Source organism: Roseovarius dicentrarchi (genome assembly GCF_003316635.1).
Classification (GTDB): Bacteria; Pseudomonadota; Alphaproteobacteria; order Rhodobacterales; family Rhodobacteraceae; genus Roseovarius; species Roseovarius dicentrarchi.
Genome location: NZ_QNQP01000003.1, coordinates 144690 through 161678, shown reverse-complemented (window position 1 = coordinate 161678; position 16989 = coordinate 144690). Strand labels below are relative to the sequence as shown.

General features: G+C 61.8%; 17 protein-coding genes. 4 read left to right on the top strand and 13 right to left on the bottom strand.

The features are described from left to right. Positions 1-5: 5 nt before the first annotated feature. A complete protein-coding gene (locus tag DQ230_RS03315; RefSeq protein ID WP_113911076.1) occupies positions 6-929 on the top strand; it encodes a restriction endonuclease in 924 nt (307 codons plus the stop codon). An 18-nt stretch (positions 930-947) separates the two neighbouring features. Then, complete coding sequence (gene pdeM / locus DQ230_RS03310; RefSeq protein WP_113911075.1) at positions 948-1610, top strand: ligase-associated DNA damage response endonuclease PdeM; 663 nt, start codon at positions 948-950, stop codon at positions 1608-1610. 63 nt (positions 1611-1673) lie between these two features. Here the strand turns inward: pdeM and folD are convergent, their stop codons facing one another. From folD to DQ230_RS03245, 13 genes are all read right to left on the bottom strand, one after another. Then, complete coding sequence (gene folD / locus DQ230_RS03305) at positions 1674-2567, bottom strand: bifunctional methylenetetrahydrofolate dehydrogenase/methenyltetrahydrofolate cyclohydrolase FolD (RefSeq protein WP_113911074.1); 894 nt, start codon at positions 2565-2567, stop codon at positions 1674-1676. 139 nt (positions 2568-2706) lie between these two features. Then, positions 2707-4383, bottom strand: a complete 1677-nt coding sequence (locus DQ230_RS03300) for a formate--tetrahydrofolate ligase (RefSeq protein WP_113911073.1) — start codon at positions 4381-4383, stop codon at positions 2707-2709. A 30-nt stretch (positions 4384-4413) separates the two neighbouring features. Continuing rightward, complete coding sequence (fdhF, locus tag DQ230_RS03295; protein ID WP_113911072.1) at positions 4414-7194, bottom strand: formate dehydrogenase subunit alpha; 2781 nt, start codon at positions 7192-7194, stop codon at positions 4414-4416. After that, the gene (locus tag DQ230_RS03290; RefSeq protein ID WP_113911071.1) at positions 7194-8879 is read right to left on the bottom strand and encodes an NAD(P)H-dependent oxidoreductase subunit E; all 1686 of its coding nucleotides are present in this window, start codon (positions 8877-8879) and stop codon (positions 7194-7196) included. The genes fdhF and DQ230_RS03290 overlap by 1 nt, the downstream gene beginning before the upstream one ends. Before the next feature lie 151 nt (positions 8880-9030). Next, positions 9031-9810: a succinate dehydrogenase iron-sulfur subunit gene (locus tag DQ230_RS03285; protein WP_113911070.1), complete on the bottom strand. Its 780-nt coding sequence runs from the start codon at positions 9808-9810 to the stop codon at positions 9031-9033. Between the two features lie 13 nt (positions 9811-9823). Then, positions 9824-10144, bottom strand: coding sequence for a succinate dehydrogenase (locus DQ230_RS03280; protein WP_238987405.1), 321 nt, complete (start codon positions 10142-10144; stop codon positions 9824-9826). Next, positions 10144-11949: a succinate dehydrogenase flavoprotein subunit gene (sdhA, locus tag DQ230_RS03275; RefSeq protein WP_113911069.1), complete on the bottom strand. Its 1806-nt coding sequence runs from the start codon at positions 11947-11949 to the stop codon at positions 10144-10146. The genes DQ230_RS03280 and sdhA overlap by 1 nt, the downstream gene beginning before the upstream one ends. Positions 11950-11961: 12 nt before the next feature. Next, the gene (gene sdhD, locus DQ230_RS03270; RefSeq protein WP_113911068.1) at positions 11962-12333 is read right to left on the bottom strand and encodes a succinate dehydrogenase, hydrophobic membrane anchor protein; all 372 of its coding nucleotides are present in this window, start codon (positions 12331-12333) and stop codon (positions 11962-11964) included. 13 nt (positions 12334-12346) lie between these two features. Next, on the bottom strand, positions 12347-12730 hold the full coding sequence (gene sdhC, locus DQ230_RS03265; RefSeq protein ID WP_113911067.1) for a succinate dehydrogenase, cytochrome b556 subunit: 384 nt from the start codon (positions 12728-12730) through the stop codon (positions 12347-12349). A gap of 209 nt (positions 12731-12939) precedes the next feature. Continuing rightward, a complete protein-coding gene (locus DQ230_RS03260; RefSeq protein WP_113911066.1) occupies positions 12940-13173 on the bottom strand; it encodes a TM2 domain-containing protein in 234 nt (77 codons plus the stop codon). Between the two features lie 54 nt (positions 13174-13227). After that, entirely contained in the window at positions 13228-13509 is a 282-nt protein-coding gene (locus DQ230_RS03255; protein ID WP_113911065.1) for an NINE protein, read from the bottom strand. 121 nt (positions 13510-13630) lie between these two features. After that, on the bottom strand, positions 13631-14833 hold the full coding sequence (gene coaBC, locus DQ230_RS03250) for a bifunctional phosphopantothenoylcysteine decarboxylase/phosphopantothenate--cysteine ligase CoaBC (protein ID WP_113911064.1): 1203 nt from the start codon (positions 14831-14833) through the stop codon (positions 13631-13633). 65 nt (positions 14834-14898) lie between these two features. Beyond that, entirely contained in the window at positions 14899-15777 is an 879-nt protein-coding gene (locus tag DQ230_RS03245; protein WP_113911063.1) for an RNA polymerase factor sigma-32, read from the bottom strand. Between the two features lie 102 nt (positions 15778-15879). Here DQ230_RS03245 and cobU point away from each other — a divergent pair, with 102 nt between their 5' ends. After that, positions 15880-16404 carry a bifunctional adenosylcobinamide kinase/adenosylcobinamide-phosphate guanylyltransferase gene (cobU, locus tag DQ230_RS03240; protein WP_113911062.1) on the top strand — a complete coding sequence of 175 codons (525 nt, stop codon included), beginning with the start codon at positions 15880-15882 and terminating at the stop codon, positions 16402-16404. Then, positions 16401-16973, top strand: a complete 573-nt coding sequence (locus DQ230_RS03235; RefSeq protein ID WP_113911061.1) for a histidine phosphatase family protein — start codon at positions 16401-16403, stop codon at positions 16971-16973. The genes cobU and DQ230_RS03235 overlap by 4 nt, the downstream gene beginning before the upstream one ends. Positions 16974-16989: the final 16 nt, after the last annotated feature.

The following is a 16989-nucleotide window of genomic DNA, read 5'->3' as shown; positions in this document are numbered from 1 at the left end:
TGACCGTGGCAATTCCCGATTACCAAAGTCTGATGCTGCCCATTCTGAGGCTATTTGCGGATCGCAAAACCAGCGTTTCGGACTGTGTTCCTGATCTGAAAATTGCGTTCAATATCAGCGATGCGGACGCGGCCGAACTTCTGCCGAGCGGCCGAATTACCCGACTGCACAGCCGCGCCCATTGGGCACGCACGTATCTGGGCAAAGCCGGTTTGCTGACATCACCGCGCCGCGGTTTTCACGAAATAACGGCGCGTGGGCGCGAATTACTGGCAACCGGGCCGGCGACAATCAACAATGCGATGCTCGCGGAATACGGCGATTTTGCCGAATGGAAAAACCAGCCAACCAATGACACGCCTGCCACATCGAACGCGGGCCAAACAAACCAAATTGCCGATGACCAGACACCAGAAGATGCGATCATCAGCGCAGATCGATTGCTCAATCTGGCGCTGAGCGAAGAGCTGATCACCGCATTGCTCCAAGTGACACCAGCCCGGTTTGAGCAATTAATCCTTGATCTGCTCACAGCGATGAACTTTGGCCGCGGCACTGTCGGTTCTGGCAAACTCACGGCGACAGGCAGTGACGGCGGCATTGACGGTATTATCAATGAAGACGCCCTTGGTCTGGACGCCGTATACATTCAGGCGAAAAGATACGCACCAGACAACAAGGTCGGACGCCCCGACATTCAACGGTTCGTCGGGTCACTCACCGGAGAAAGCGCCACGAAGGGCGTTTTTGTGACAACGTCGTCCTTCTCAAAAGAAGCGTGCGCATATATAGATCGCGTCCAGCAACGGATCGTTCTGATTGATGGCAGCAAGCTTGCTCAACTCATGATCGCGCATGAGGTTGGCGTCAGAACACGTTCCACCTATCATGTCAAAAGTCTGGATGAAGATTATTTTTCTGACATCTGAGCAGTATTAACCATCATCATGACCGGCCATCCCTTCACCCTGCACGATGCGCATCTTGTCGCGCTTGCGACTGGCGCGCTCTACTGGCCGGACAAAAATCTGCTTTGCGTTTCGGATCTTCATCTTGGTAAATCGGAACGCCGCGCGCGCCTGGGCACCGGCGCGCTGCCTCCGTACGAGACGCACGATACCCTCTCGCGCCTTGAGGCAGACCTGCATAGCACGGACGCAAAAACCATCATATGCCTCGGCGACAGCTTTGACGACAGCGCAGCCGTCCACGCACTCAGCCGCGCTGACAAGCTTCGGATCACGGCCCTTCAGGCTGGGCGCCGCTGGATCTGGATCGAAGGCAACCATGATCCCGGCCCCATAGATCTGGGCGGAACCCACCTCGGCGAGCTATCGCTGGCGCCGCTCACGTTCCGCCACATAGCGCAGCCAGCGGCGCGCGGCGAGGTGTCCGGGCATTATCACCCAAAGGCCAGCGTCAGAACGCGCGCCCGCAGCGTCAGCAGGCCAGCCTTCCTGATAGATGGCGACCGCATCATCCTGCCGGCATACGGCACCTACACAGGCGGTCTGCGCAGCAATGACAGCACTCTGGCAGCGCTTATGTCCGCAGGCGCGATCGCCGTCCTTACCGGTCCCAAGACTCACGCCATCCCCATGCCGCGTTAACAGAAAAGGGCCACCCTCACTCAAGAGGATGGCCCATACTACAAGCAAGTCATTACCGAACAGTTAAGCGGTCAGGCCTTTCGGCTCTTCCAGACCGTTGGCACGGCATGTCGCTGTCAGCGTGTTGGCCAAAAGGCACGCGATGGTCATCGGACCCACTCCGCCCGGCACGGGCGTAATCGCACCAGCCCGTTCGGCGCAGCTTGCGTAATCGACGTCGCCGACCAGCTTTGTCTTGCCGTCGTCTTTCTCGATCCGGTTGATGCCGACATCAATCACCGTCGCACCCTCCTTGATCCAGTCCCCCGGAACCATCTCGGGCCGCCCAACAGCCGCCACGACGATATCGGCCCGGCGCACAACCTCCGCCAGATCCTTGGTACGCGAATGCGCGATCGTCACGGTGCAGCTATCGCCCAGCAGCAGCTGCGCCATTGGCTTGCCCACGATGTTGCTGCGCCCGATTACGACCGCGTTCATACCCGACAGCGATCCGTGATGCTCTCGTAGCATCATCAGGCAGCCAAGCGGCGTGCAGGGGACCATGCTCTTCTGACCCGTGCCCAGCAGACCGACGTTGGAGATATGAAACCCATCAACATCCTTGGCCGGATCAATCGAGTTGATAACCAGATCCTCGTCCAGATGCTTGGGCAGCGGCAACTGCACAAGAATACCGTTGATGCTGTCATCGTTGTTCAACTGGTCGATCAGCGCCAGCAGATCCGCCTCCGACGTATCGGCGTCCAGCTTATGCTCGACGCTTTTCATGCCAACCTCGGTGGTCTGCTTGCCCTTCGAGCGCACGTAGACCTGGCTTGCGGGGTCTTCACCCACCAGAACCACGGCCAGCCCCGGCACCAAATCATGCTTTTCCTTCAGGCGGGCCACATGCTCCGCCACTTTTCCACGTACTTCGGCCGCAAAGGCCTTGCCGTCAATTACCTGAGCCGTCATCGCGCGCCCTTCCTATGCCACAAGAGGCCATGCCCCTGCTTTCTTCTTGCTGAAAATATCCCCGCGCGGAGCGCAGGAGCCGCCCAAAGGGCGGTGACCGGATCACCGGGGGTTCGATACCCCCGGCGATCCGCGCTGTTCAGAACAGCCCTTCGATTTCGCCGTCGTCATTCAGGCGGATCGACTGCGCCGCAGGTGTGCGTGGCAGGCCCGGCATGGTCATGATCTCGCCGCAGACGACGACAACAAAACCGGCACCGGCGCTCAGGCGCACTTCGCGCACAGGCACGGAATGGCCCGTGGGTGCGCCGCGGCGGTTGGGATCGGTGGTAAAGCTGTACTGCGTTTTCGCCATGCAGATCGGCAGATTGCCATAGCCCTGCTCTTCCCACAGTTTCAGCTGATCGCGGATCTTGCTGTCAGCCACCACACCATCGGCATGATAGATGTTCTTCGCAATCGTCTCGATCTTTTCAAACAGCGGCATTTCGTCGGCATAGATCGGCTTGAAGTTGGCTTCGCCGCTTTCTGCAATCTCGGCAACACGGCGGGCCAGATCGGCACTGCCTTCGCTGCCCAGCTCCCAGTGGCGCGACAGGATCGCTTCGGAGCCTTGGCCCTTGACATATTCCTTGACCGCTTCAACCTCGGCGTCGGTATCGTTGACGAAATGGTTGATTGCGACGACGACCGGCACGCCGAACGACTTGAGGTTGCCGATGTGGCGACCAAGGTTGGCGCAGCCTTCCTTGACCGCATCGACGTTTTCGGCGCCCAGATCAGCCTTGGCAACGCCGCCGTTCATCTTCATCGCGCGCACGGTGGCAACCAGCACCACGCAGTCAGGCGCAAGGCCCGCCTTGCGGCACTTGATGTTCATGAACTTCTCGGCGCCCAGATCGGCCCCAAAGCCGGCTTCCGTCACGACGAAATCTGCGATCTTCAGCGCGGTCGATGTCGCCGTGACCGAGTTGCAGCCGTGCGCGATGTTGGCGAACGGGCCGCCATGGACAAAGGCCGGGTTGTTTTCCAGCGTCTGCACCAGGTTGGGCTGCATCGCGTCCTTGAGCAGGACGGTCATCGCGCCCTGTGCCTCGATATCGCGGCAGAAGACGGGGCTGCGGTCGCGGCGATAGGCCACGATCATGTCGCCCAGACGCTCTTCGAGGTCCTTGAGGTTTTTGGCGAGGCAGAGGATCGCCATGACTTCGGACGCCACGGTGATGTCAAAGCCGGTCTCACGCGGGAAACCGTTGGAAACACCGCCCAGCGACGCGGTGATCTGGCGCAGCGCGCGGTCGTTCATGTCGACAACCCGGCGCCAGACGACGCGGCGGATGTCGATATCCAGCTCATTGCCCCAATAGATGTGGTTGTCGATCATGGCCGACAGCAGCGAATGCGCGGATGTGATCGCGTGGAAGTCACCTGTGAAGTGCAGGTTCATCTCCTCCATCGGAACAACCTGTGCGTAACCACCACCTGCGGCGCCGCCCTTCATGCCGAAGTTCGGCCCAAGCGATGCCTCGCGGATACAGACCATCGCTTTTTTGCCGATGGCATTCAGACCGTCGCCCAGACCGACGGTTGTGGTTGTCTTGCCTTCGCCGGCAGGCGTCGGGTTGATCGCGGTGACAAGGATCAGCTTGCCGTTCTTGTTCTTTTGAACGCTGTCGATATAGGCCTGAGATACCTTGGCCTTGTCATGGCCATAGGGCAGCAGGTGTTCGTTGGGGATGCCCAACTTGTCACCGACCTCCTGGATCGGTTTCTTGTTCGCTGCGCGCGCAATTTCGATATCGCTCTTGTAGGACATTTAGATAGTCTCCCTGGGGTTATTCAATCGTCACTCGGCGGCGACGGATTTGGCGTTGTCGGCTTCGACCTTGACGGCAGAGAACTTGAACTCTGGAATCTTGCCGTAAGGGTCAACCGCCGGGTTTGTCAGGATATTCGCAGCCGCTTCGACAAAGGCGAAGGGCAGGAACACCATGTCCGGGGCCACGGCGCGGTCGGCCCGCGCCATGATGCTGATGCTGCCACGCTTGGTGGTCAGGCGCACATGTTCGCCCGGTGCGACGCCCAGCTTGCGCAGGGTGCTGGGATGCAGTGAACAGTTCGCCTCCGGCTCGACCGAATCCAGCACCCTGGAGCGGCGCGTCATCGACCCGGTGTGCCAATGCTCCAGCTGGCGGCCGGTGGTCAGGATCATCGGGTATTCTTCGTCCGGCACGTCATCGGGTGCGATGATCGACGCGGGCGTAAACCGCGCGCGCCCCTCGGGCCGGGGGAAGCCGTCGCCGAACACGATGGGCTGGCCGGGGTCGGTTGGGGTCAGCGACGGATAGGTTACCGCGCCTTCGTTCTCCAGCCGCTCCCACGTGATGTTGTCGAGGCTGCGCATGTTCAGCTTCATCTCGGCGAACACATCCGCGGGGCTGTCGTAGGACCACCCCAGGCCCAGCCGGTTGGCCAGATCAATCGTGATCTTCCAATCCTCGCGCGCGTCGCCCATGGGCGGCAGCGCGGGGCGGGCCATCTGAACCTGACGGTTGGTGTTGGTCACCGTGCCGGATTTCTCGGCAAAAGCAGAGGCGGGCAGGATCACATCGGCATAGTTCGCCGTTTCGGTCAGGAAGATATCCTGCACCACCAGATGATCCAGCTTGGCCAGCGCATCGCGGGCATGCTCCACGTCGGGGTCCGACATGGCCGGGTTTTCGCCCAGGATATACATCGCCTTGATGTCGCCATCATGGACCGCGTCCATGATTTCGGTCACGGTCAGGCCCTTTTCATTGCTGAAATCGCCGCTTTCCCAGACATCGGTAAACGCCTTGCGAATATTATCGCTGGTCACGCTTTGATAGTCGGGCAGGAACATCGGGACGAGGCCCGCATCGGAGGCGCCCTGCACGTTGTTCTGGCCGCGCAGCGGATGCAGGCCCGCGCCGGGGCGGCCAACCTGACCGCACATCAGCGCCAGCGAAATCAGACAGCGCGAGTTGTCGGTGCCGTGGATATGCTGGCTGACGCCCATGCCCCAGAAAATCATCGCAGATTTGGCACCGGCATAGGTGCGCGCAACCGCGCGCAGTTCCTCTGCCGGGATACCGCAGATGCCTTCCATCTTTTCGGGGCTGAAATCGGCCAGATGCGCCTTTTCCGCTTCCCAGTTTTCGGTGTAGGCGTCGATATACTGCTTATCATAAAGGTTTTCATCGACGATCGTGTGCATGATCGCGTTCAGCATCGACACATCCGCGCCGGGGCGGAATTGCAGCATGTGGGTGGCGAATCGCCTCATGCCCTGCCCGCGCGGATCCATCACGATCAGCTTGCCACCGCGCTTGGTGAACTGCTTGAAATAGGTGGCGGCGACGGGGTGGTTCTCGATCGGATTGGCACCGATGATGATGGCGACATCGGCATTCTCGATCTCGTTGAAGGTCGCCGTCACGGCGCCCGACCCGACGTTTTCGATCAGCGCAGACACGGACGACGCATGGCACAGCCGCGTGCAGTGATCCACGTTATTGTGGCCAAATCCCTGACGGATCAGCTTCTGAAACAGATACGCCTCTTCGTTGGTGCATTTGGCGCTGCCGAAACCGGCCACTTCGCGGCCACGGCCCTTCAGCCCCTTGGCGGCGAAATCCATCGCCTCTTCCCAGCTGGCTTCGCGGAAATGTTTGCTCCAATCGCCGGGATCGACATTCAGCCCCTTGGCGGGGGCATCATCGCGGCGGATCAGCGGCTTGGTCAGGCGGTGCGGGTGGTGGATATAGTCAAAGCCAAAGCGGCCCTTGACGCACAGACGCCCCTCGTTGGCGGGGCCGTTGATGCCCTCGACATATTTGACCTTGCCGTCCTTGACCTTCAGCGAAATCTGGCAGCCGACACCGCAGAACGGGCAGATGCTCTTGGTCTCTGAATCGAAATCGGCACTGTCGCCAACCTGTTCCTCATCGACAACGCTCGACGGCATCAGGGCGCCGGTTGGGCAGGCCTGAACGCATTCGCCGCAGGCGACGCAGGTGCTCTCGCCCATGGGATCGTCGAAATCGAACACCGGGTAGGCGTTGTGCCCGCGCCCCGCCATGCCGATCACGTCATTGACCTGAACCTCGCGGCAGGCGCGCACGCACAGGCCGCACTGGATGCACGCGTCCAGATTGACGCTCATCGCGACGTGGCTGTCATCGAGCAGCGGAATGCGCCCCTCTTCCAGCTTGGGAAAGCGGCTTTCCTCGACGCCCTGCATCGCGGCCATGTCCCACATGTGGCTGGATTTGTCGTGCGCGACCTCCTGCTCGGGCTGGTCGGCGATCAGCATTTCCATCACCATCTTGCGCGCATTCTTGGCGCGGGCCGTGTCGGTTTTCACCACCATCCCGTCACCCGGCTCGCGGATGCAGGAGGCGGCCAGCACACGCTCGCCCTCGATCTCGACCATGCAGGCGCGGCAGTTGCCATCCGGGCGATAGCCGGGCTGTGGCTTGTGGCACAGGTTGGGGATGATCAAGCCGCGACCATGGCTGATTTCCCAGATCGTCATGCCCTTGGGTGCGGTAACTTCGGCGCCGTCGAGCGTAAAAGTGACTGTCTCCGTCGTGGTATCGAGCATCAGATTTCCTCCGGGAAAAACTTCATCGTCGAGAGTATCGGGTTCGGCGCCGCCTGCCCCAGACCGCAGATCGACGCATCGACCATGGCTGTGCAAAGCTCGTCCAGCAGCGGCTGGTCCCACGTGTCCGCCTGCATCAGCTTGACCGCCTTTTCGCAGCCGACCCGGCAGGGCGTACACTGGCCGCAGCTTTCATCCTCAAAGAACCGCAGCATGTTCAGCGCCGCCTGTTTGGCACTGTCCTTGTCGCTGAGAACAACGACAGCAGCGGATCCGATGAAAGTACCATGCGGTTGCAGCGTGTCGAAATCCAGCGGGATATCATTCATCGACGCAGGTAAAAGCCCCGAGGACGGGCCGCCCGGCTGATACGCCTTGAAGGTATGCCCATCCGGCATGCCGCCGGCAGCCTCGATGATGTCGGTGATGGTCGATCCGGCAGGCAGCAGATGCACGCCAGGATTTTTGACCCGGCCCGAAACCGAGTAGCTGCGCATGCCCTTGCGGCCGTTCTTTTCAACGCCAGACAGGATCTGCCCGCCCTCGCGCAAGATGCGCGCGACCCAATGCAGGGTTTCGATGTTGTTCACCAGCGTCGGGCGGTTGAACACGCCGACCTGCGCCACGAATGGCGGACGGTGCCGCGGAATGCCGCGCTTGCCCTCGATCGATTCGATCATCGCGCTTTCTTCGCCGCAGATATAGGCGCCCGCACCGCGGCGCACCTCGATATAGCCCTTGGGCGCGATTCCGGCGTCTTCGAGCGCCGCGATTTCGCGGGCCAGAATTTCCAGAACAGCAGGATATTCGTCGCGCATGTAGATAAAGCAGGTGTCGGCCTCGACCGCCCATGCGGCGATCAGCATCCCCTCAAGGAACAGATGCGGCGTCCGTTCCAGATGATAGCGGTCCTTGAACGTGCCCGGCTCGCCCTCGTCGCCATTGACGGCCAGATAACGCGGGCCAGCTTCGGCGCGGACAAAGCCCCACTTCTTGCCCGAAGGGAAACCCGCACCGCCAAGGCCGCGAATACCGGCATCCAGCAGCGTCTGCTGAACAGTCTCGAAATCGCCATCCTTGCGCAGTTTGGCCAGCACGTCGTAGCCGCCATTGGCCTTGTAGGTGTCAAACGTTTCGTAATCAGGGATGACCGGGTGCGTATGACCGGCCGCGATTGCCGCATTCACCTTTTCCGGGGTCGCAAAATCAATATGGGCGTGGCCCAGCTCCAGCACCGGCGCGGTATCGCAGCGGCCCATGCAAGGCGCGCGCAGAACGCGGACCTCGGCGGGGTCCAGCCCGCTTTCCAGCGCGGATTTCAATTCCTGCGCGCCCGCCAGTTCGCAGCTCAGCGAATCGCAGACCCGGATGGTCAGCGCGGGGGGCGGCGTCTCGCCTTCCTTGACGACGTCAAAATGGGCGTAAAACGTTGCCACCTCGTAAACTTCGGCCATGCTGATACGCATTTCTTCGGCCAATGCGCGCAGATGCGCGGCTGACAGGTGGCCGAATTTGTCCTGAATCAGGTGCAGATATTCGATCAGACGGTCACGGCGGACCTCCTGCCCGACCAGAAGCGCCTTCACTTCGGCCCAAGGTTTATCGTCGAGCTGTCGTCCCTTCGGCGTTACGCGGCCCTTGCCACGTCCGGACTTCCAAACACCGCTACCTTGATCTGCGCCCATGTCGCCTCCTAACCCTGATTTCCCAGTGTTTAACTTATTTTCCCAGCAGTCAACACAAGACCGCCGCAAATTGATTTATATCATATCCGCGCATCGCATAAAAAAACAGGCCGCGATGCGGCCTGCTATACGTGTTGCGTCACTTTAGGGATCAAATCGCCCGTTCTACCATCAACTTCTTGATGTTAGCGATTGCCTTGGCTGGATTCAGACCCTTCGGGCATGTTTTGGTGCAGTTCATGATCGTGTGGCAGCGGTACAACTTGAACGGATCTTCCAGATCGTCCAGCCGCTCGCCGGTGTTCTCATCGCGCGAATCGACAATCCAGCGATAGGCGTGCAGCAAGGCGGCCGGCCCCAGATATTTGTCGCCGTTCCACCAGTAGCTGGGGCAGGCGGTCGAGCAGCAGGCGCACATCACGCATTCATACAGACCGTCCAGCTTTTCGCGGTCCTCGATGGACTGCTTCCACTCCTTGGCCGGCTCGTTCGTTTCCGTCTCCAGCCATGGCTGGATGCTGGCGTGCTGGGCATAGAAATGCGTCAGGTCGGTGATCAGGTCCCGCACGACCGGCATGTGCGGCAGCGGGTAGATTTTCACGTCGCCCTTCACCTCGTCCATGCCGTAGATGCAGGCCAGCGTATTGATGCCGCCGATGTTCATCGAGCAGCTGCCGCAAATCCCCTCGCGGCAGGACCGGCGGAAGGACAGCGTCGGGTCAATCTCGGTCTTGATCTTGATCAGCGCGTCCAGAACCATCGGGCCGCAGGTGTCCATGTCGACGAAATAGGTATCGACGCGCGGGTTTTTGCCGTCATCGGGCGTCCAGCGATAGATGCTGAATTTGCGCAGGTTGGTGGCGCCCTCGGGCTTGGGCCATGTTTTGCCGGTCACCATGCGGCTGTTTTTCGGCAGTGTGAGTTGAACCATCGTCGTACTCCTCTCAACCCAAAAGGCTCAGGCCGTTTTGGGCAATACATTGCAAGGCTTCGGGTCGCCGGGCGATCATGCCGATCTGTTCGGCCGTCCCGGCGTCCAGCCCCGTCACCGTGGCGCTGGCGATTTGCAGGATCTCGCGGGCATTCGCCGCGTCGATGATGCAATCCGTCACCGGCGCCGAATTCAGCCCCGGATAGCGATCCGCGACATAGCCATTCACCACCGCCTTGGCCCGGCCGCGCGCCAGATCGTCGGCCATGTCATTGGCCGTCGAACAGGCGCCGAGCGGCATGGCGGCCAAAGCCAGTATGGCCAGCGCCTTCATCAGAACGTCCGCTCTTTCGGTGCGATCTTCTCGGGCGAAATGCCGCCTTCCGCCTCGGTCGTCAGGGGCGTTTCGATGATCGGGCGATAGCTGAGATTCACCTTGGGGCCATCCACCCGCGCGATGCTGTGAACGCGCCATTTTTCGTCGTCGCGCGCCGGGAAATCCTCGTGCGCGTGGGCGCCTCGGCTTTCATGGCGGGCTTCGGCGGCGACGATGGTGGCCATCGCGTTGGGCATCAGGTTTGTCAGCTCCAGCGTTTCCATCAGGTCGGTGTTCCAGATCAGGCTGCGGTCGGTGACGTGCAGGTCATCCAGCTTGGCCGCGATTTCGCCCATTCGTTCGACCCCGTCGGACAGCGTTTCAGACGCGCGGAACACGGCGGCATCGGCCTGCATGGTTTTCTGCATCTCCAGCCGCAACTCGGCTGTCGGCGTGCCGCCATCCGCATGCCGGATGCTGTCAAAGCGCGCAAACGCTTTTTCGACGCCAGCCTTGTTCGTGGAAGGTACGGCAGCCTCGCGGTCCACCACCTTGCCCGCGCGGATCGCGGCGGCGCGGCCAAACACCACAAGGTCAATCAACGAGTTCGATCCAAGGCGGTTGGCGCCATGCACCGATGCACAGCCCGCCTCGCCCACCGCCATCAGGCCGGGCACGATTGCGGTCGGATCGTCCTCGGTCGGGTTCAGCACCTCGCCCCAGTAGTTGGTGGGGATGCCGCCCATGTTGTAATGCACCGTGGGGATGACCGGGATCGGTTCCTTGGTGACGTCGACACCGGCGAAAATCTTGGCCGATTCGGAAATGCCCGGCAGGCGCAGGTTCAGCGCCTCGGGCGGAAGATGCGACAGGTTCAGGTGGATGTGATCGGCATCCTTGCCCACACCGCGCCCCTCGCGCATTTCCATGGTCATGCAGCGGCTGACATAATCGCGCGGCGCCAGATCCTTGTACTGGGGCGCGTACCGTTCCATGAACCGCTCGCCTTCGGAGTTGGTCAGATACCCGCCCTCGCCGCGCGCGCCCTCGGTGATCAGGCAGCCCGCGCCGTAAATGCCGGTGGGGTGGAATTGCACAAACTCCATATCCTGAAGCGGCAGGCCCGCCCGCGCCACCATGCCGCCGCCATCGCCGGTGCAGGTATGGGCGGATGTTGCGCTGAAATACGCACGCCCGTAGCCGCCTGTGGCCAGAACCACCGTCTTGGCGTTGAAGACATGCATCGTGCCGTCGTCCAGCTTCCAGCAAACAACGCCGGTGCAGGCGCCATCATCGGACATCAGCAGGTCGATGGCGAAGTATTCGATGTAAAATTCTGCCTTCTGCTTCAGGCTCTGGCCGTAAAGCGTGTGCAGGATCGCGTGGCCGGTCCGGTCAGCCGCAGCGCAGGTCCGCTGCACGGCGGGGCCATCGCCAAACTCGGTGGTGTGGCCACCAAAGGGGCGCTGGTAAATCTTGCCCTCTTCGGTGCGCGAGAATGGCACGCCGTAATGTTCCAGCTCGTACACCGCTTTGGGCGCCTCGCGGGCCAGATACTCCATCGCGTCGGTATCGCCCAGCCAGTCGGACCCCTTGACGGTGTCATACATATGCCACTGCCAGTGGTCGGGGCCCATGTTCGACAGCGACGCGGCAATGCCGCCTTGCGCGGCAACCGTGTGCGAGCGGGTCGGGAACACCTTGGTCACGCAGGCGGTGCGCAGGCCCTGCTCGGCCATACCCAGCGTTGCGCGCAGCCCGGCGCCGCCGGCACCGACGACCACGACGTCGTAATCATGCGTCTCGTATTCGTATTCGGCCATTGGATGAGGTCCTTAAATCGCGATTTTGGCAAGGGCGAACAGGCTGGTCGCCGTAAGCCCATAAGACAGCACAGTCACACCGATGATCAGCAGGCGCCGCGTCAGGCCCTTGCTGTAATCCTCGATCATCGTCTGGGCGCCCTTGCGGAAATGCTCCAGGCCCACAAAGAACACCAGACCGAACAGGATCGCCACGGCGGGGTGGCTGAGCGTGGCGATCACCTCGTCGCGCGTGCCGCCCAGTGTGCTGCCGAAAATGTACAGGAATGTCGGCACGATCAGCGCCAGCCCGACCGAACTGACGGTCATGTACCAGTGATGTTCGGTGCCGGAATGTGCAGCGCCCTTACCCTCGGCGCGTTTGCGGGCGGTCATGAAACGCATGGCTTGCCCTCCCTTAAATGATGATGAGTGTCAGGACGGTCAGCACGACAGAGCCGATCACACAGACCCAGCCCAGCGTCTCGGCGGATTTGATATCAAGCGCCTTGCCCGTGTCCCAGATCAGGTGCCGCAGCCCAGCCAGATAATGATACCAGATCGCCCACAGCGACAGCGTCATCACCAGGATGCCAAACCATGAGGTGATCACAGCGTTGGCCGTGTCGAAATACTCCGGCCCGGCGGCGGCGGCCAGCAGCCACCATACCATCGGCAGAACGGCCACGATCAGCGCGTTGCCAGTGATCCGCGTCAGGATCGAGCTGATCGACGTCATCTGCGGGCGGTAGATGGAAATATGCGGCGACAGCGGGCGCTCGCCCCGGTTCACATCGGCCATATCGGTTGATCCTTTGCTATCCACTTGCACATTGTTCTAGCCGTCCTGACGCGCTTGCCCAGCCCCAAAGCGCCGAAAAGTGCCACGGTGGCCCTAACAACTGCTATTTGTGATCACACGCCTATGCGTGTGATCACAAATATTGGCGCCATGTGCCACGCCCGGCCAAAATGTTACGTCCATCATAGAATCGCCGCCGCCGGGCGCAATTAGCGCTGTAACGGCAGGCCGTTCCTGTCCTTGAGCGAGCCAACGATCAGGCGGACAAAATCAATGATGGTCCAGATACCGAAACCGCCCAGCGTCACCAGCATCAGGATGCCGGTGCCGATCTTGCCCAGGTAAAACCGGTGGATGCCCAGCCCGCCCAGGAAAAAGCAGAGCAGCACGGCAGGCACGAATTTCTTGTCGCTGACCGGGCCAAGGGTAGTAGTGTCAGACATGGTTTCTATCCTTTCAAGATGCCGCCCAGCGGCAATGATGGGTATCGCGCGCACCTAAAGCGTGACGGGGCGCCCCTGACCGTCGCGCCATTTCTCGACGATAAGGTAGTAAAATATCACGATGGTGTGGATGGCATCGATGACCAGAACCAGCAGCGCCAGCCCCCCGTAGCCTTGCAAGGAAAATGCCACCGCAAGAACCAGCAGCCCGGCATCCGCCAGACCATGAAGCCAGTCGCCCAGATAGAAATGATGCACGCCCATCATCCCAAAGACTCCGCATAACGTGACGGCAACCGCATAGGATTTTGGCGATTTCTCCAAAGGTCTGTGCATTTATACCGGCCACCACATTGCGCTGCGATGTCCTTTTGCGGCAATCACAGGGGCCGCGCAATACGCATTCGCGCGCGCGGATTAACCGGATCTTAGCGGTTCGGTGCGACGTTGGACGCTGTTACAGCCTGGACGGCAACGCATCCGCAATACGCTGTGCCAGCTGCGCGGCAACGCGGTCCTTGGCCATGCGCGGCCACGCCTCTGCTCCTGTCTCTGTGATCAGCAGAACGGCGTTCTCGCTGCCCCCCATGATCCCCGTACCGGCACTGACGTCATTGGCAACAATCCAGTCGCAGCCCTTGCGCCGGCGCTTGGCGGTGGCGTTCGCCTCCAGATCGTCGGTCTCGGCGGCAAAGCCGATGACAAGGCCGGGCCGGCCCTCTGCCCGCTGTGACAGGCTGGCCAGAATGTCGGGGTTTTCGGCGAATTCCAGTTGCGGCAGACCGCCTGCCGTTTTCTTCATCTTTGAGGTGGCAGCGGTGGCCATGCGCCAATCTGCAACGGCCGCCGCACAAACCGCGACGTCAACAGGCAGCGCCGCCTCGCACGCCGCCAGCATTTCGCGGGCGGTTTCGACCCGGTGCACCTCGACGCCGCCCGGCGGTGGCACATCCGCAGGGCCGGTGACAAACACCACCTGCGCGCCCAAACCGGCCAAGGCGCGCGCAATCGCTGTTCCCTGCGCGCCCGAGGACCGGTTGGCGATGTAGCGTACCGGGTCGATCGGCTCATGCGTGGGGCCGGACGTGACCAAAACGCGGCGGCCCTTCATCGGCCCATCGGCCAGCGCCCGATCAATCGCTGACACGATATCCAGCGGCTCGGCCATGCGGCCCGGCCCGTGTTCGCCGCAGGCCATGTCGCCATCGTCGGGACCGGCGAACATGATGCCGTCACCGCGCAAGACCGCGATATTGCGCTGCGTTGCAGGGTGCTGCCACATGCGGACATTCATCGCGGGCGCGATCAAAACGGGTGTATCTGTCGCCAAGAGCAGGGTCGAGGCCAGATCATCCGCATGCCCCTGCGCCATTTTTGCCATCAGATCGGCAGTCGCGGGCGCCACGACGATCAGATCCGCACTTCGGCTAAGCTCGATATGGCCCATCTCGGCCTCGGATGTCAGATCGAACAGATCGGTAAACACCTTGCGCCCTGCCAACGCCGATACCGACAGCGGCGTGACAAATTCGGTGCCCGCGCGCGTCAGGACAGGCGTGACCGTGGCACCGCGTTCACGCAGGCGCCGGATCAGATCCAGCGCCTTGAACGCGGCAATGCCGCCGCTGATGATAAGCAAAATACGCTTTGACGCCAGCATGTAACCCTCCGGTCAGTATCGACGGGTCACAGTAGGATTGCGCCGCACCGGAGACAAGGGCGCGGTCACACCAGCAGGCTGTGAACTTCGGCGCCTTTGGCCTCAAGGGTTTTGCGCATCTTCTGAAATGCCGCCGCTTCCAGTTGGCGCACGCGTTCCTTGCTCAGCTTCAACTCGGTCCCGAGGCTCTCCAATGTGCGTGGCTCCTCGCGCAACTTGCGCTCGCGCACGATGAACTGCTCGCGCGTGCTGAGCGTTCCCATCGCCTCGGTCAGCCAGCCGCGCAGGGCCGCCAGATCGTGATCGACCTCGACCAGCTGATCGCCGCGCGGGGCGTCATCCTCCAGCGCGTCGATCCACTCGCGCCCCTCATCTTCGGAGCTTTGCGTCGCATTCAGCGAAAAGTCGGACCCCGACAGCCGACCTTGCATCATCTCCACATCGCGCAGCGGCACGCCCACCTCCTGCGCGATCATCTCGCGCAGCTGGTACCCGTCCAGCTCGGCGCCCTGGGCCATCGCCTCGCGCTCCAGCCGGGCCTGAACGCGGCGCATGTTGAAAAACAGCGACTTTTGCGACGATGTCGATCCGGTCCGCACCATGGACCAATTGCGCATGACGTAATCCTGAACGCTCGCCTTGATCCACCAGACGGCGTAGGTCGAAAACCGCACGCCACGGTCCGGGTCGAATTTCTCGGCGGCCTTCATCAGGCCCAGACCCGCCTCCTGGATCAGATCATTCATCGGCGCGCCATAGCGGCGGAACTTGGATGCCATCGAAATGGCCAGCCGCATATAGGCAGTGATCAGTCGGTGCAGGGCCTCCTCATCACGATGATCGCGCCATGCATAGGCCAGCTTCAACTCGGTTTCGGCATCCAGCAATTCGGCCTTCATGGCCTTGCGCGACATCGAGCTGCTTTGTTGAACGTCCAGAGCCATCTGTCTTCCTCCGGTTCGGCACGCCGTGGCGCGCTCTTCCTCAGTGTTATGTGAGGTGTTACGGAAGGGGTAACGTTTCGGATCATAAAAGGTTCATAGCTTATGTTGCCAAGCCTGACATTGGTGCTAGGTGGGGCGGCTTCGGGAAAATCGGCCTTTGCCGAAAATCTGGTGCGCCGTGCCGGCAACCGGCGGCTGTATCTGGCCACTGCCGAAGCCTACGACGGCGAAATGCAGCGCCAGATCGCGCAGCACCGACAGGCCCGCGCGGCAGACGGCTGGACCACGGTCGAGGCGCCGCTGGATCTGGGTCCGGCGCTGGCGGCTGCGGGCGCGGATCAGGCCGTCTTGCTCGATTGCGCAACCCTGTGGCTGAGCAATCACATGCTGGGCGGCAGCGATCTGGCTGGCGCCGAGGCCGCATTGTTCGCGTCCCTCGCCGCCTGCGCGGCGCCGGTTGTCATCGTATCGAACGAGGTGGGCCTGTCCGTCGTGCCGGACAATGCGCTGGCCCGACGCTTTCAACGCGCCCAAGGCGCGCTAAATCAGCGTTTGGCCGAACAGGCCGGGCTGGTCGTATTCATCGCGGCCGGATTGCCCATGACGCTGAAAGGGGCCTTGCCATGAGCCGTTTTTTCTGGGTCCGCCACGGCCCGACCCATGCAAACGCCATGGTCGGCTGGACCGATCTGCCCGCCGATCTGAGCGATACCGCCCAGCTGGCGCGCGTCTCATCGCACCTGCCGCAGGATGCGCTGGTCATATCGTCGGACCTGATCCGCGCGCATGACACCGCCACCGCGATACAGGGCGCCCGGATACGCCTGCCTGACACCCCGTCCCTGCGCGAGATTAACTTTGGCGCGTGGGAAATGGCCAGTTTCGACAGCGCCCCGCAGCCCGAGCGCCTGCGCGCCTTCTGGGAGACGCCCGGCGATCTCAGCGCGCCGGACGGCGAATCCTGGAACGCCGCCAGCGCCCGCGTGTCCGCCGCGGTTGGCACTCTGCGCGCCGCCCATCCGGGCCGCGACATCATCGCCGTGGCGCATATGGGCGCTATTCTGACGCAGGTTCAGACCGCGCTTGGCATCACCGCCTACGAGGCGTTCGGCCACCGCATCGACAATCTGTCGATCACCGCCCTGCGCCATGACGGGCAGCGCTGGCACGCGGACAGCATCAATTACCTGCCCTGAGCCCGCAACATTCCCA